This is a genomic window from Tumebacillus avium (assembly GCF_002162355.1).
Classification (GTDB): Bacteria; Bacillota; Bacilli; order Tumebacillales; family Tumebacillaceae; genus Tumebacillus_A; species Tumebacillus_A avium.
This window is the reverse complement of record NZ_CP021434.1, coordinates 2998825-3013892: the sequence shown is the minus strand read 5'-3', so window position 1 is coordinate 3013892 and position 15068 is coordinate 2998825. Positions and strand designations below refer to the sequence as shown.

At 57.8% G+C, this 15068-nt stretch carries 13 protein-coding genes and 1 other RNA gene; 6 read left to right on the top strand and 8 right to left on the bottom strand.

The window, feature by feature from the left end; genetic code table 11:
- Positions 1 to 31 precede the first annotated feature (31 nt).
- The gene (locus tag CBW65_RS14430) at positions 32 to 1807 is read right to left on the bottom strand and encodes a UbiD family decarboxylase (protein WP_087459249.1); all 1776 of its coding nucleotides are present in this window, start codon (positions 1805 to 1807) and stop codon (positions 32 to 34) included.
- 211 nt (positions 1808 to 2018) lie between these two features.
- On the opposite strand from CBW65_RS14430, the gene CBW65_RS14425 reads away from it, so the two are divergent.
- Entirely contained in the window at positions 2019 to 4364 is a 2346-nt protein-coding gene (locus tag CBW65_RS14425) for an immune inhibitor A domain-containing protein (RefSeq protein WP_087457430.1), read from the top strand.
- A 165-nt stretch (positions 4365 to 4529) separates the two neighbouring features.
- Positions 4530 to 6854 carry an immune inhibitor A domain-containing protein gene (locus CBW65_RS14420; protein WP_087457429.1) on the top strand — a complete coding sequence of 775 codons (2325 nt, stop codon included), beginning with the start codon at positions 4530 to 4532 and terminating at the stop codon, positions 6852 to 6854.
- Between the two features lie 42 nt (positions 6855 to 6896).
- On the opposite strand, the gene CBW65_RS14415 is transcribed toward CBW65_RS14420, so the two are convergent.
- Positions 6897 to 7187, bottom strand: a complete 291-nt coding sequence (locus CBW65_RS14415) for an antibiotic biosynthesis monooxygenase family protein (protein WP_087457428.1) — start codon at positions 7185 to 7187, stop codon at positions 6897 to 6899.
- Between the two features lie 92 nt (positions 7188 to 7279).
- On the opposite strand from CBW65_RS14415, the gene CBW65_RS14410 reads away from it, so the two are divergent.
- Both CBW65_RS14410 and asnB read left to right on the top strand, forming a co-directional pair.
- On the top strand, positions 7280 to 7846 hold the full coding sequence (locus tag CBW65_RS14410; RefSeq protein ID WP_087457427.1) for a DJ-1/PfpI family protein: 567 nt from the start codon (positions 7280 to 7282) through the stop codon (positions 7844 to 7846).
- Positions 7847 to 7933: 87 nt separating this feature from the next.
- Complete coding sequence (gene asnB, locus CBW65_RS14405; RefSeq protein ID WP_087457426.1) at positions 7934 to 9778, top strand: asparagine synthase (glutamine-hydrolyzing); 1845 nt, start codon at positions 7934 to 7936, stop codon at positions 9776 to 9778.
- 44 nt (positions 9779 to 9822) lie between these two features.
- On the opposite strand, the gene CBW65_RS14400 is transcribed toward asnB, so the two are convergent.
- Entirely contained in the window at positions 9823 to 10272 is a 450-nt protein-coding gene (locus CBW65_RS14400; protein WP_087457425.1) for a gamma-glutamylcyclotransferase family protein, read from the bottom strand.
- Positions 10273 to 10366: 94 nt separating this feature from the next.
- Between CBW65_RS14400 and CBW65_RS14395 the strand changes: the two genes are divergently transcribed.
- Together CBW65_RS14395 and CBW65_RS14390 are read left to right on the top strand one after the other, a co-directional pair.
- A complete protein-coding gene (locus CBW65_RS14395; protein ID WP_232463336.1) occupies positions 10367 to 10963 on the top strand; it encodes a bifunctional transcriptional activator/DNA repair enzyme AdaA in 597 nt (198 codons plus the stop codon).
- Complete coding sequence (locus CBW65_RS14390) at positions 10905 to 11645, top strand: hypothetical protein (RefSeq protein ID WP_087457423.1); 741 nt, start codon at positions 10905 to 10907, stop codon at positions 11643 to 11645. The genes CBW65_RS14395 and CBW65_RS14390 overlap by 59 nt, the downstream gene beginning before the upstream one ends.
- 24 nt (positions 11646 to 11669) lie before the next feature.
- On the opposite strand, the gene trhA is transcribed toward CBW65_RS14390, so the two are convergent.
- The 5 genes from trhA to CBW65_RS14365 all read right to left on the bottom strand — a co-directional run bounded on the left by trhA (position 11670) and on the right by CBW65_RS14365 (position 15048).
- The gene (gene trhA, locus CBW65_RS14385) at positions 11670 to 12314 is read right to left on the bottom strand and encodes a PAQR family membrane homeostasis protein TrhA (RefSeq protein ID WP_087457422.1); all 645 of its coding nucleotides are present in this window, start codon (positions 12312 to 12314) and stop codon (positions 11670 to 11672) included.
- A 124-nt stretch (positions 12315 to 12438) separates the two neighbouring features.
- An RNA gene (gene rnpB / locus CBW65_RS14380) (RNase P RNA component class A) lies at positions 12439 to 12838 on the bottom strand.
- Between the two features lie 74 nt (positions 12839 to 12912).
- Positions 12913 to 13170, bottom strand: a complete 258-nt coding sequence (locus tag CBW65_RS14375; protein ID WP_087457421.1) for a hypothetical protein — start codon at positions 13168 to 13170, stop codon at positions 12913 to 12915.
- 59 nt (positions 13171 to 13229) lie between these two features.
- Positions 13230 to 14363, bottom strand: coding sequence for a Nif3-like dinuclear metal center hexameric protein (locus tag CBW65_RS14370; RefSeq protein ID WP_087457420.1), 1134 nt, complete (start codon positions 14361 to 14363; stop codon positions 13230 to 13232).
- Complete coding sequence (locus CBW65_RS14365; RefSeq protein ID WP_087457419.1) at positions 14350 to 15048, bottom strand: tRNA (adenine(22)-N(1))-methyltransferase; 699 nt, start codon at positions 15046 to 15048, stop codon at positions 14350 to 14352. The genes CBW65_RS14370 and CBW65_RS14365 overlap by 14 nt, the downstream gene beginning before the upstream one ends.
- Positions 15049 to 15068: the final 20 nt, after the last annotated feature.

Genomic DNA, 15068 nt, shown 5'->3' with positions numbered 1-15068 from the left:
TGGCAACTGCCACGGGGTCTTTTGCTGTTCTTTAAAAATTCGTCTTGCCAAAATACTCCGTCCACCGTTCCGACACCTTTTGGTCGATATCCGGGCGGGTGACCACTTCATCCGGATAGCCCGGCTTCATCCGCGCATCGATCACCAGCGGCAGTTTGTAGCCGACATGGTGGCGCTGCAGTTCCTGCTCCGCATAGATGTCATGCGCCGGGTCAAAGCGCGTAAACGTCGTCCACAGGAACGACGACTGCGCTTTGGCCACCGATGCATCATCCACCAAGAAGACCACCGGCCACTCGCGCAGTTTGTCTGCGGCGAGATCAACCAGGCGCGGGGCCAGCTCCGGATCTTCCTCAAACGAAGCCCCTTCCACGACCAGACACCCTTTGCAGTACGATTCAATCTTGCGAATCCCCGGCAAGTCGCTGCCTTGATACGTGTCAGGCAGCGTCCGCATCGGCTCGCCAACACCCAGCATGATCGCCTTCGAACCATGGTTCAGACGGCGGCCCGTGTAGTCGAGCGTATCCATCGAGGTGTTGCCAAGCACATACAGATCCTGTGCCGGATCGAAGCGCTCCAGCACCTGCTCGAACAGCGCCGTGAAGTTCTCCAGCTTCACCGGCTTGTCGGTCAGGATCAGGAACTTGGTCAACGTCAGCTGACCTTCACCCAAGATGCGGAAGGCGTTGACCAGACCTTCGCGCTTGTAGCTTTCGCGCACGACCGCTGCGGCCAGCGCGTGGAAGCCCGTCTCCGCATATGTCCACAGATCGCGCACGCCCGGCATCGCCAGCGGGAAGGCCGGCGAGAGCAGGCGCTGCAAAAATTCGCCCAGGTAGTAGTCTTCCTGCACCGGCTTGCCAACGACCGTCGCCGGATAGATCGCATCTTTGCGGTGATAGACGCGGTCGACGTTAAACACCGGGAACTCATGGGCCAGCGAGTAGTAGCCGTAATGGTCGCCAAACGGCCCTTCGATGCGGCGCTCATGCGGCGGCACGTGGCCAACGATCGCAAATTCCGCCTCGGCGATCAGCGGATATTTGCCGCCGTGCGGGTCTTTGGCGACCGGGAGTTTCTCGCCCATGATCAGAGAAGTGAGCAAGAGTTCCGGCAGCATCTCCGGCACCGGCGCGATCGCCGAGGCGATCAGCGCGGGCGGTCCGCCGAGGAACACGGTGACCGGGAAGTTCTGGTTCTGCTTCTCCGCTTCATGATAGTGGAAGCCGCCGCCTTTATGGATTTGCCAGTGCATGCCCGTCGTTTTGTCATCATAGATCTGCACGCGGTACATGCCGAGGTTGTGGTCGTTTTTCGAAGGATGTTCGGTGTACACGAGCGGCAAGGTCACAAACGGACCGCCGTCTTCATGCCACGAGGTCAGCACCGGAAGTTCGGTCAGTTTAGCCGGCGCGTCGACCATCTCCAGAATCGGAGCTTGTCCCGCGCTGACCGTCTTCGTGCCGGTCTTCGCCACGTCGAGCAGCAGGTTGCGTTCGCCCCAGATCTTCCCGAGCGTCGGCGGCACCAGCTTATGTGTCAGCCCCACGATGTCTTTCATCAACTGTTCCGGACGCGGCCCAAACGCCAGATCGACGCGGCGCGAAGTCCCGAACATATTGGAAAACACCGGGTAGCGGCTGCCTTTTACATTGGTGAACAAAAGGGCAGGGCCTCCGTCCTGGATGACGCGGCGGTGAATCTCCGCCAGCTCCAAATACGGATCGACTTCTGCCGTGATCTCCACGATGTCGCGCTCTTGGCGCAATGTATGGATAAAGCTTCGTAAGTTCCGATGCAAAATGTATCTCTCCTTCCTCCCCCATTGTACCATATCGCCCAATTTTCCTAGAAGAAATATCAATTAAAACTCATTAACAAATAAGTAAGCTGGTATTTCCTAGAAGATTATTTTTTTCAAAAATTTCTTCGAATTGCGAAGGAATTATCTATTTACTGTTGAATTGTATTACCTGAGATATAAATCTCAACAGAGAATAGAGGGGGAGTCACTTATGAAGAAAAAGGCACTAAGCATCGGCCTTTCCTCTGCCCTGATCGCAGGTTCCTTGTTTGCCGCAGTTCCGGCACAAGTATCTGTTCAGGCAGCAGACCGCGAAAGCTCGCCGGCAGACCTGAATGTGGTGAACACCGACCGCTACATCGAATCTTTGGTGAAGCGCGGCATCATCGCAAGCAACCTGAACCAGGAAGAGAAAGAAGCAGCAATGCGCTCGTACCTGAAGCAAAACGGCCAAGGCGCTGCAGCAACCGCTGCCAAGAACACGTTCAAAGCACGCTCCGAAAAAGTAAAGGGCGCTGCGGAAAACACCACCGTTGCTTCCAAGCAAACTTCCGGCACGACCGTAGCTCCGGCTGCAGGCGAGTCCTGGAACGGCGGCGTTCGCAAAGACAAGCTGCTCGTGCTGCTCGTTGAATTCGACGACTATGCGCACAACAACATCACCCCGGCTGAAACCGATATGTTCTATCCGGACTACACGACTGAACACTATCAAAAAATGATGTTCTCCCCGACCGGCTACACCGGCCCGAACGGCGAACACTTCGTTTCCATGGCTCAATATTATCTGCAGCAATCCGGCGGTTCCTACACCGTTGAAGGCGATGTTGTCGGCTGGGTGAAAGCTCCGAAATCGGCAGCTTACTACGGCGGCAACGTAAACGGCGTTGACGGCGACGACAACGATGCAAGACAGCTGATCCGCGACGGTCTGGCTGCAGCGGCAGCACAAGGCGTTGACCTGTCCGAATACGACCAGGAAGACATCTACGACCTCGACGGCGACGGCAACACGCGCGAGCCGGACGGCCTCGTCGACCACATGGCAGTCATCCACGCCGGCGTGGGCGAAGAAGCTGGCGGCGGCAACCTGGCAGGCGACTCGATCTGGTCGCACCGCTGGGATCTGTCCTCCCCGTATGCAGTTCCGGGCACCACGGCTGCTGTTCCGTACTGGGGCGGCGAAATGGCTGCATTTGACTACATCATCATGCCGGAAGACGGCGCTACCGGCGTATTTGCGCACGAGTACGGCCATGACCTCGGCCTGCCGGACGAGTACGACACCATCTACTCCGGCAACGGCGAACCGATCGAATACTGGTCGATCATGTCTGCAGGCTCCTGGGCAGGCAAAATCGGCGGCACCGAGCCGACCGGCTTCTCCCCGTATGCAAAAGAATTCTTCCAAGACACCATCGGCGGCAACTGGCAGCACGGCAAGACCGTTTCGCTGTCTGACATCCCGGCGAACGGCCTGACCGTGACGCTTGACCAAGCGACCACCAAAGGCGCAAATGAAGATGTTGTCCGCATCGACCTGCCGGACAAAGTCCGCACCATCAACACCCCGGCTGCAGGCTCCTTCGAATACTGGGGCGGCGCTGGCGATGAAGCGGACAACTCGATGGTTCGCACGGTTGACCTGACCGGCGCAACCACCGCTTCCCTCGACTTCGATACCTGGTACAACATCGAAGAATCTTGGGACTACGGGTTCGTACAGGTATCCACCGACAACGGCGCAACCTGGACCTCTCTGGCTACTTCCCGCACCCGTACCGACCTGGCAAACGGCGCTTACCCGTCTGTAGAAGCTAACCTGCCGGGCTACACCGGTTCCTCCAACGGCTGGGTGCATGAGACGATCGACCTGTCCGCTTACGCTGGCCAATCGATCCAACTGCAGTTCCGCTCGATCAACGACTGGGGCACCAACCTCGACGGCTTCTACGTCGACAACGTGAAAGTGTCCAAAAACGGCGCAGAAGTATTTGCTGACGGCGCGGAAGGCACTCCGTCCTTCGCACTGAACGGCTTCTCCAAGTCGGAAGGCAAATTCTCCACCAAGCACCACTACCTCGTCGAGTGGCGCACGCACAATGGCGTTGACCAAGGTCTGACGCACATCGCTCGCGGCAAGTCTTTGCTCTCCTACGATGAAGGTATGGTTGTGTGGTACGTGAACGACGCGTACGACAACAACTGGGTTGGCGCTCACCCGGGCTACGGCTTCCTCGGCGTCGTCGACGCGCACCAAAACGTTCACCACTGGGGCGGCTACGCGTCGAACGGCGCGATAGCAGGCACCCGTTACCAAGTGTACGATGCAGCCTTCTCACTGCAAAAAGGCTCTGACCTCGACGTGTTCTACGGTCCGGACCAGCACCTGTACAACGCTGCGAAGAACCCGGTTTCCACGTTCGATGACAAGAGCTCGTACTGGTCCCCGTCTTCCCCGCACTCCGGTCTCAAGCTGGGCAACTACGGCCTGAAGATCCAAGTGGTAGGCGAAGCGGCTGACCGTTCCGCAGCAACCATCAAGATCACCAAGTAACAGCTTCACACCGAAAAACGCACCCGCTCCCGGGTGCGTTTTTTATTAATAACAATTACAATATTCAATATTTTATTCGAAGCTCGAAGGACTTTCTTGTCCTTTGTTGAAATATTATTTTGAGAAGTCTAAATATTCAATTGAGAGTAAGGGGGATTTTTCGCAATGAAGAAAAAGGCAGTAAGCATCGGCCTGTCCTCGGCGCTGATCGCAGGTTCTCTTTTTGCCGGCATTCCGGCACAAGTGACCGTGCAGGCAGCCGACCGGGAAAGCACGCCGGCCGACCTGAACGTGATCAACACCGACCGCTACATCGACTCGCTCGTGAAGCGCGGGATCATCGAACCAGGTCTCAGCCAAGAGCAAAAAGAAGCGGCGATGAAAGACTACATCTCCGGCAAAGGCAAGAAGCCGAACGTTTCGATCGGCCAAGGCAACTCGTTTAAAGATCGCGCTGCCGCAGTCACGAAAGCTGCCAAAGGCAAAAAAGGCAATAACGGCAAGAAAGTAGAGCCTGCCCAGCCGCAGCCGTGGACCGGCGATGTGCGCAAAGATAAGCTGCTCGTCCTGCTCGTTGAATTCGACGACTATGAGCACAACAACATCACTCCGGAAGAAACCGATATGTTCTATCCGGACTACACCACTGAACACTATCAACAAATGATGTTCTCCCCGACCGGCTACACCGGCCCGAACGGTGAACACTTCGTTTCGATGGCTCAATATTATCTGCAGCAATCCGGCGGTTCCTACACAGTTGAAGGCGATGTTGTCGGCTGGGTGAAAGCTCCGAAGTCTGCTGCCTACTACGGCGGCAACGTGGACGGCGTCGACGGCGACGATAACGACCCGAAACAGCTGATCCGCGACGGTCTGGCAGCAGCAGTTGCCCAAGGCGTCGACCTGTCCGAATACGACCAAGAAGACATCTACGACCTCGACGGAGACGGCAACACGCGCGAGCCGGACGGCCTCGTCGACCACATGGCGGTCATCCACGCCGGCGTGGGCGAAGAAGCTGGCGGCGGCAACCTCGGCGGCGACTCGATCTGGTCGCACCGCTGGGACCTGTCCTCCCCGTATGCAGTTCCGGGCTCCGCGACCGACGTTCCGTACTGGGGCGGCCAAATGGCGGCGTTCGACTATATCATCATGCCGGAAGACGGCGCAACGGGCGTCTTCGCGCATGAGTACGGCCATGACCTCGGTCTGCCGGACGAGTATGACACGATCTACTCCGGCAACGGCGAACCGATCGAATACTGGTCGATCATGTCGGCCGGTTCCTGGGCGGGCAAGATCGGCGGCACCGAGCCGGTTGGCTTCTCCCCGTACGGCAAAGAGTTCTTCCAAGAGACGATCGGCGGCAACTGGCAGCATGGCACGACGATCTCGCTGTCTGACATCCCGCGCAAAGGCCTGGAAGTGACGCTTGACCAAGCGACCACCAAAGGCAAGAACGAAGATGTCGTCCGCATCGACCTGCCGGATCAAGAGACGGTCGTCAACACCCCGGCTGCCGGCTCCTTCGAGTTCTGGGGCGGCAAAGGCGACGAGCACGATCACTCGATGGCGCGCGCTGTCGACCTGACCGGCAAAACGTCCGCCTCCCTTGACTTCGATACCTGGTACAACATCGAATCTGAATGGGACTACGCCTTCGCGCAAGTTTCCACCGACAACGGCGCGACCTGGACCTCCCTCGCGACCGACCGCACGTCGACCGACATCGCCAACGGCGCGTACCCGACGATCGAGCCGAACCTGCCGGGCTACACCGGTTCCTCGAACGGCTGGGTGCATGAATCGATCGACCTGTCCGCCTATGCCGGCCAGGAAATCCTGCTGCAGTTCCGCTCGATCAGCGACTGGGGCACCAACCTCGAAGGCTTCTACGTGGACAACGTAACTGTGACCGCTGACGGCGCAGAAGTATTTGCGGACGGCGCGGAAGGCACTCCGTCCTTCGACCTGCAAGGCTTCACGAAAGACCCGGGCAAGTCGTACACCAAACACTACTACCAAGTGGAATGGCGTACTCATGACGGCGTGGACCAAGGTCTGGCGCACCTGAAGCGCGGCAACTCGATCATGTCCTACGACCCGGGCATGCTGGTGTGGTACGTCAATGAAGCGTACGACAACAACTGGGTTGGCGTTCACCCGGGCTACGGCTTCCTCGGCGTCGTCGACTCGCACCAAAACGTTGTGAAATGGAACGACGGCGAAGTCGCTGCCTCCCGCTTCCAGCTGAAAGATGCGACCTTCTCGCTGAAGAAAGGCAACGACCTGAGCGTCCAATACCCGGACGGCTCCTCGATCTTCTCCCGCGCGCAATCGGCTGAGAAGGCGTTTAGCGACCGCGATTCCTACTGGACGGCTTCCAACCCGGATTCCGGCCTCAAGCTGCTCAAGTACGGCCTGAAGATCCAAGTGGTAAAAGAAGCGAAAGACCGCTCCGCAGCAACGATCAAAATCACCAAGTAACACGCAAAAAGCGCACCTGCAGAGGTGCGCTTTTCTTATTGCTTAGGAAGAGAACTTCACGGTGTATTTGCGCAGATCGCCTTTGACCGGAGAGTTCGGGTTGGCGCCTTGGTGAGCGCGTTGGAACGCTTCGCCTTGCGTCCAGGCGTTAAACGCGTCTTCCGTTTCCCATTTGGTGTAGACGATGAGCTCATCGCCTTCGGTCGGGAGCAAAAATTGATATTCGAGGCAGCCCGGCACGTCTTTCATGCGTGCGCCGGCACCGGCAAAGCGCTCTTCGAGATGAGAGCGGTAGTCAGCCGGAACGGTCAAACGGTTCATTGCGATAAACATAGGTGCGACACCCTTTCCTGATTCTGTATGTACGTCTTCACCGATTCATCGTACCATAGAAGCAACACTTTGAACAAAAAGGAGCTTGCCCGATGAAACTTGCGATCCTCGTTTTTGACCGCTTCACCGATCTGGATGTCTTTCTGCCTTGGGATCTGCTCAACCGCGTGGCGCGTTTCAAGATGCTGCCGGACTGGGAGGTCAAACTGGTCGGAACCGAATCTCACCACACGTCAGAAAACGGCTTGACCATCCCGATGTCGGCCGATCTCTCCTACATAGCGGAAGCGGACGCTGTTCTGATCGAAAGCGGCCCCGGCGTGCAGACGCTGATCCATGATGAAGCTTTTCTGGCCCGGATGCAGAGCCTGCTCGACCCCGGCCGCCAGATGATCGGCTCGATGTGCTCGGGCGCCTTGCTGCTCGCCAAGCTGGGGCTGTTGGAGGGCCTGACCGCGACCACCTATCCGACGCGGGTCAAGCAGCTCGCCGCGATGGGCGTCGAAGTGCTCGATGTGCCGATCGTCGCGCATGACAAGATCGCCACCGCTGCCGGATGCCTGGCTGCCGTCGATCTCTCGCGCTGGTTCCTTGAAGGATTGGCGTCGAAAGAAGTCGCAGAAAACGTGATTGCGTCGGTTCGCCCCAACGGGATCTGATTTCCTGCACATCTTTTTCCCCCTTCGCATAGGTTATCTCATGCTGGGCGAACGTCTAGACTTCAGAATGGGAGGGGAACGAACAAGATGTGTGGGATTAGTGGATGGATCGATTGGAAAGTCGATCTCACAGAACAGAGTTCGATTCTCAAACAAATGGCAGATTTGCAACACCTCCGCGGCCCGGACCAAGCAGGCATTTGGCTGTCTCCCCACGCCGGATTTGCCCACCGCCGCCTGGCTGTCGTCGACATCGAAGGCGGCATCCAACCGATGACGCGCGCCCTCGGCGATCGCACATATACGATCATCTACAACGGTGAGCTGTACAACACCGAAGACATTCGCAAGGAACTGCTCGCCCGCGGCCACCGCTTCCAAGGCCACTCTGACACCGAAGTGCTGCTCACTTCGTACATGGAGTGGGGCCCGGCCTGTGTGGAGAAGCTGAACGGCATCTTCGCCTTCGCGATCTGGAACGAGCAGGAGCAAAACCTGTTCGTCGCCCGTGACCGGCTTGGCGTCAAACCGCTGTTTTATGCGGAGCGCGGCGGCGGCCTGCTCTTCGCTTCTGAGTTGAAATCGCTGCTCGCCCATCCGCTGGTCGAGCCGGAAGTGGACAGCGACGGGCTGGCCGAAGTGTTCGCGATCGGCCCTGCGCGCACACCGGGTCACGGCGTGTTCAAAAACGTGTTTGAGCTGAAGCCGGGCCACTATGTGCTCTTCGACCGCAACGGCACGACGATCGCGCCGTACTGGAAGTTGGAAAGCGCCCCGCACACCGACGATTTTGACACGACGGTGGAAAGAGTGCGCGAATTGCTCCAAGACGCGGTCGAGCGCCAACTGGTCTCTGACGTGCCGCTGGTGACCCTGTTGTCCGGCGGGCTGGATTCGAGCATGATCTCCGCGTTTGCGGCGCTGAAGTACCAACAGGAAGGCAAGAAGCTGCACACGTTCTCTGTTGACTACTTGGATAACGACAAGCATTTTACGGCGAGCGATTTCCAGCCCAACCCGGACGGCCCGTGGATCAAGCGCGTCTCCGAGTACATCGGGTCGGAGCACCACAACATCGTCATCGACACGCCGCAACTCGTGCAGGCGCTCAAAGAAGCGGTGACTTTCCGCGATCTGCCGGGGATGGCCGACATCGACGCTTCGCTCTACCTGTTCTCCAAGGAGATCAAAAAAGAAGCGACCGTCGCCCTGTCCGGCGAGTGCGCCGACGAGATTTTTGGCGGGTATCCGTGGTTTTACCGTGAAGAGATGGTCAACGCCGACACCTTCCCGTGGTCGCGCAACGTGGATGGCCGCGCTTCCTGGCTGAATGAAGAATTCTCGGCCAAGATCAACGTCGCGGCGCACATCGACGGTCGCTACCGGATGGCGCTGGCCGAAGTGCCGAAGCTGGACGGCGAAACGAAAGCGGAAGCGCGGGCGCGCGAGATGTCCTATCTCAATCTGTTCCGCTGGATGCCGACCCTGCTCGACCGTAAAGACCGCATGACGATGGGCGCATCGCTTGAAGTGCGCGTGCCGTTCTGCGACCACCGCATCGTCGAGTACATGTGGAACGTGCCGTGGGAGATGAAATTCCATGCCGAGCGTGAAAAAGGGCTGCTCCGCAAAGCGCTGGAAGGCGTGCTGCCGGAAGATGTGCTCTACCGCAAGAAAAGCCCGTATCCGAAAACGCACAACCCGGCTTACCTGAACGCCGTGCGCAGCTGGCTCTTGGAGATCCTCGACGATCCGTCCTCGCCGCTGCTTCAGGTGGTCAACAAAGAGGTGCTGCTGCAGGCGACGCAAAACGCTGACGATCCCAACTTCGTCCGCCCCTTCTTCGGCCAGCTGATGGCCGGCCCGCAGCTGTTTGCCTACCTCGCCCAAATCGATACGTGGATGCGCAACTACAACGTGCGTCTGGTGTAGCGACAACAAAACCCTTGGCGCAAATGCCAAGGGTTTTGTTACGGTTAATGGCGGTCACTTTTGTTCACGCGCTCGATGCCCGCTTGCAGATACGCTTCAACCTCATCGACCGAATGGTGCACCAGCAGACCTTTGCGCACGCGCTCCAGATAGTCAGGAGCCGGGAGGGTCAACGTCTCTTCCTCGCGCGGCAGTAGCACGTACGCTGTGAGCAGTTCGCCGCCTGCCTTCACCTGCATCTGGTGCAAAGCGTACTCTTCGTCCACTTCTTCGAACAGAGCGAGCTGGTTCTCCTCGATCTCATAGACCACGCCCAGCGCTTCGTCACCATCGCTTGGGATCAGCGTCGTGGCGCCGCCGTTATACTCCGGGTTGTAAGTGAAGGTGCAGGCATGATCAGGCAAGACCGCTGCTTGATACGACTTGTACCCGCCCATCTCCGCTTGCATCCGCTCCGGGTCGGTGGAGATGCCATAGGCAAAAAACAAAGGCATTTGGAAAATCCCCCAATCCTTTCATCTATTGGTTTCATCCTACCACAAAACAGGATACAATAGTGCCAACCATACGTGTTCGGGAGGGATGCACATGCAAGACCACCAGTGGCAAGCGATCATCGACTGCGACGCAACTGCAGACGGCCAGTTTTATTACGGCGTGCTGACGACGGGGATCTTCTGCCGCCCGTCCTGCAAATCGCGCACCCCGAAACGCGAAAACGTCCGCATCTTCGCCACGTCCGATGACGCGATTACGCACGGCCTGCGCGCCTGCAAGCGCTGCCGCCCCGAAGAAACCGTGCCGCAAAACGAACTGGCCCAGGCGGTCCTGCAACTGCTGGAGTCCCGCTACGCTGCGCCTTTGACCCTGCAAACGCTCGCCGACCACCTGCACATCTCCCCTTATCACCTGCAGCGCACCTTCAAAAAAGCCACCGGCCAGACACCGGCCGAAGCCCTCACCCAGATCCGCATTAGCGCTGCCCGACAGTTGTTGACCTCGACCGATCTGCCGCTGACCACAATCGCGCTCCAAGTCGGCTACCAGAACCTTTCCCATTTTTCCTACGTCTTTCATAAAGAGACCGGCACCACTCCATCCGATTACAGAAGGAGGAACGGGAACGATGAAAAAAGCGCTTCTGCTGCTGGCGACCACAGCGCTGATGCTGACCGGCTGTATTGAACAAGCCAACCCCGAGGTTGTAAAACCTCTGATCGAACAGCACCTCCCTGAGCAGGTCGATCTGCAATCTCTCCAGATCAAGGAGAAAAATCTCGAAGTCTCGCTCAGCAAAGGGGCACTGTCGCTTTCCCCCGGCTCCGAGGGGCAATTTATCAAAAAATTTCACGATGAGCTGCTCCGCACCTTTGGCAACGATCAGATCACCAGCGTCACCTACCGCGTCGAAGGCAAAACGGCCAGGACGATCAACGGCCTGTCCTGCAAGCGGGACAACGGCTGTTGGCAGCCTTTCCTCGATCAGCCGCTCGACAACCCTCTGTTGATCGACCGATACGGTTCCCCTGAAACGATCGACGACCTGATCGAGCAGTCGGACACCATCGTCGCCGCCAATTATGCCGATGAGACCTACCGCGTCACCGACCTGTTCAAAGGCGATCCTGCCCTCCTCCACCAGTCATTCAAGATCCCTGAAGACATCTACCGCGACTTTGCGACCAACGGCCGTTATCTGCTATTTCTCCACTCTTTCCCGTCAGGAAACTACGCAATCACCGGCGTCTGGTCCGGCAAGTTCAAACTCGAAGGCCGCCCCAAAGGCTATGGCGACGACCCTGTCCGCGCGGTCGTGGAAGCGATGACCGACCAAGAGCTGATCGAGCTGATCAAGAAAAAGACCTGATCCGCAAAGGATCAGGTCTTTTTCTTAAATCGCAATATACCGCGCCACCATCAAAAAGTGCAAGGTCGCGCCGGCCGACACCCAGAGGTGGAAGATCTCATGGAAGCCGAACTTGCCGGGAATCCAGTCGAACCACTTGGTCGCATAGATCACCGCGCCGACCGTGTACGCGATGCCGCCTGCGAGCATCATCCAGATCGCGCCCATCGGGAGCGTCTCGACCAGCTTCACAAACGGCACCACCGCGATCCAGCCGAGGCCGACATAGAGCAAGGTGGAAAAATAGCGCGGGGCGTTGATGTAGAACAGCTTCAGCGCCATCCCGGCCAACGCCAGCCCCCACACGACCGCCAGCATCGTGATCCGCCATGCGCCGTCCAGCCCAAATGCAAACACCGGCGTGTACGTGCCTGCGATCAGCAGATAGATCGCCATATGGTCAAATTTCTTTAACGCCAAAATCTTCTCCGGCGTGGAACGAACGGCATGATACACCGCGCTCGCCATAAACAGCACGATCAGGCTCACCCCGTAAATCACCATCACCGATACTTTCGCCGCGCTCTCCCGCGACCAGACGATCAACAGCACCATGCCCACAACTGCCGCCAAACACGTCACCAAATGCGTCCACGTATTCACCGGCTCCCGAAACCGCAAAAACCACATGAGACACCGCTCCTCTTATCATCACTTGCTATGTACCATTGTACTACAAATACTGACTAACAAGTACAATAGATAGATAAAAAAAGAACCCGACGCCGGGTTCTTTTGTTTCTTATATATGACTCCGAAAAGTAAGCCTGTAAGCCGAGTTCTGTACTCCTGGTGCTGCAAACGGGAGTCACCCTCGCACTGTGGAGTGGCAATCATCTATCTAGGCGTACTGTTGCCAGCACGCTCAAGCAACCTACCCGAGTCCGCGCCGGGCCGACGCATGTGGACTCCTATCCGGTCTTGCTTCGGGTGGGGTTTACCTAGCCAGCATGTCTCCATGCTGCTGGTGCGCTCTTACCGCACCGTTGCATCCTTGCCCGCACCTCCGAAGAGGCCGCTGGCGGTTTCTTTCTGTGGCACTATCCTTAGGATCGCTCCCACCGGCCGTTAGCCGGCACCATCGCCCTGTGAAGCTCGGACTTTCCTCCCGTGCGGTCTTTCGACACTGCACCGGCGACTGCCCAGCTTACTTTTCGGTTTTATAAGCGAAATCATTCCTGACAAAGTAGAAGTATACAGGGTTTCACATCAAGTTTCAAGTACCAAATCATGGGTACAACGTAAACTTCCGTCCGCGCGGCATGCTGCTCTTTTTGATCCGTTTGGACTGGCAGAACCGACATTCATACAGCACTTGCTTCTGCTCTCCGTCCTCCGACAGTTCTGTATACATCACCTTTTGCATGATCCGTCCGCAGTCGGGGCATTTTGTGATCGTCAGCAGCAAATGTAGGAGATAATAGGCGTACGAAAACGCCAGGATAACAGCAATGAGTGCAATTGCGCTCATGATCAGATGAGCCATGCTCGTTCACCCCCATACTTCACTGTATGGGTTTGTCTCAGAAAAAAGACGCTCTGAACTTACAAAAAAGTGAACGGTTCGGTGTTCGTTTCCGACACGAAAACTTCGGCGTCATACCCGTATTCGCGCAGCTTGGCTTCCAGATACGCCTGGACGCTGGGCAGGCAGATCTTTTCCGTATTATGTCCCGGATCAACCATGCACAACCCTTCGGCCAGCGCATCCTGCGCATAGTGATAGCGGATGTCTCCGGTCACAAACACATCGGCGCCTTTTTGCAGCGCCTGCGGGTAATACTCCTCGCCGGAACCGCCCAGCACCGCCACGCGGCGCACGTTGCGGTCACGGGGACCGACGATTCGCGCATGCTCGACGCCGTACTGCTGCTTCACGAAGTTGGTGAACTGCTCAAGCGTCATCTCCTGCACGAGGTCGCCGACGCGCCCGACGCCAAGCTCCTGTCCCATGATCTCCAGCGGATAGATGTCATACGCAACTTCTTCATACGGATGCGCTTCCAGCATCGCCCGCACCACACGCTCCTGATTGAGGTCGCTGACGATCGTTTCGACGCGCACTTCCTCCACTTTTTCCAGCACGCCCTGCTCGCCGATAAACGGCGAGGTGCCTTCCTGCGGCACAAACGTGCCCATGCCCGGCGTGTTAAACGTGCAATGGCTGTAGTTGCCGATCCAGCCAGCTCCCGTGTCACCCAGCGCGGTCAGGACTTGTGCGTGGTGGGTTTCCGGCACAAACACGACCAGCTTCTTCAAACGGGTGTTGTGCACGCGGGACAGCACTTCCACGTTTTCCAGATGCAGGCGCCCCGCCAAAATGTCGTTGATGCCGCCTTCTGCGATGTCGAGGTTGGTGTGCGCGACATAGACGCCGATGTTGTGGGCGAGCAGCTTTTGCAGTTTGCGTCCGTACGGCGTGTCGGTGCGCAGGGTCTGGACGGGCTTGAAAATCATCGCATGGTGCGCGATGATCAGGTCCACCCCTTTGGCGATCGCTTCGTCGATCACGCCTTCATCGTTGCTGTCCAGGGACAGCATCACTTTTTTCACTTGGCGTTTCGGGTCGCCGACCTGCAGCCCGACCTTGTCCCACGACTCGGCCAGCGTCAAGGGCGCCATTTCCTCCAAACAAGCTGCGATCTGCTTGACCGTCGCTGTCGTCTTATGAGCTGACATGACTTCGTACCTCCTCCAGTTGCCTGCGCCGCGCCTGCAGCGCATCCCGTCTTTCCTGTCCGCTGTCCCCTTTGGCTTTCTCCAGCCCTTTGAGCGCCAGCGTGATCTTGCCCAGTTCGTATTCGATGCGCTCCAGAATCAGCGGATGTTTGCGCGCCAACAGCAGCGGGCCAAACTCCAACTGCAGCGGATCTTCGAGCACCATCTCGCCGCGCTCGGCGACGACGATCTCGTAGATCTTCTCATCCTCGATCAGCATGTCTTCGTCAACGATCTTCCAGCCGTGCGCAAGCAGCCAGCGGCGCAGCGAATCGCCGTCGCCCTGCGGCGACAAGACCAGCCGGGAGACGCCTTCCAGCTTCTCCACCCCGGCCGCCAAAATCTCGCGGATCGTCCCGCCGCCCATGCCGGACACGGTGATCACATCCACCTCGCCCGACGTAAGCACGGCCAGTCCATTCCCGCGCCTTACCGAAATCTTATCTGCCAACCCGTGTGAACGCACATTGCGCTCCGCTCCGAGAAACGGCCCTTCGTTCAACTCGCCGGCCACCGCCTGCACCGACTGCCCGCGCTGGACGAGATAGATCGGCAAATACGCATGGTCACTGCCGATGTCTGCCGTCTTCACCCCATGGGGCACAAATGACGCGATCCGCGCCAAACGCTCTGATATGTTTATCAAATGAGATCACCTGTTATGTA

Coding starts and splice junctions, on each gene's coding strand:
- CBW65_RS14425 (WP_087457430.1), top strand. CDS start 2,019: ATGAAGAAAAAGGCACTAAGCATCGGCCTTTCCTCTGCCCTGATCGCA.
- CBW65_RS14420 (WP_087457429.1), top strand. CDS start 4,530: ATGAAGAAAAAGGCAGTAAGCATCGGCCTGTCCTCGGCGCTGATCGCA.
- CBW65_RS14415 (WP_087457428.1), bottom strand. CDS start 7,187: ATGTTTATCGCAATGAACCGTTTGACCGTTCCGGCTGACTACCGCTCT.
- CBW65_RS14410 (WP_087457427.1), top strand. CDS start 7,280: ATGAAACTTGCGATCCTCGTTTTTGACCGCTTCACCGATCTGGATGTC.
- asnB (WP_087457426.1), top strand. CDS start 7,934: ATGTGTGGGATTAGTGGATGGATCGATTGGAAAGTCGATCTCACAGAA.
- CBW65_RS14400 (WP_087457425.1), bottom strand. CDS start 10,272: ATGCCTTTGTTTTTTGCCTATGGCATCTCCACCGACCCGGAGCGGATG.
- CBW65_RS14395 (WP_232463336.1), top strand. CDS start 10,367: ATGCAAGACCACCAGTGGCAAGCGATCATCGACTGCGACGCAACTGCA.
- CBW65_RS14390 (WP_087457423.1), top strand. CDS start 10,905: ATGAAAAAAGCGCTTCTGCTGCTGGCGACCACAGCGCTGATGCTGACC.
- trhA (WP_087457422.1), bottom strand. CDS start 12,314: ATGTGGTTTTTGCGGTTTCGGGAGCCGGTGAATACGTGGACGCATTTG.
- CBW65_RS14375 (WP_087457421.1), bottom strand. CDS start 13,170: ATGGCTCATCTGATCATGAGCGCAATTGCACTCATTGCTGTTATCCTG.
- CBW65_RS14370 (WP_087457420.1), bottom strand. CDS start 14,363: ATGTCAGCTCATAAGACGACAGCGACGGTCAAGCAGATCGCAGCTTGT.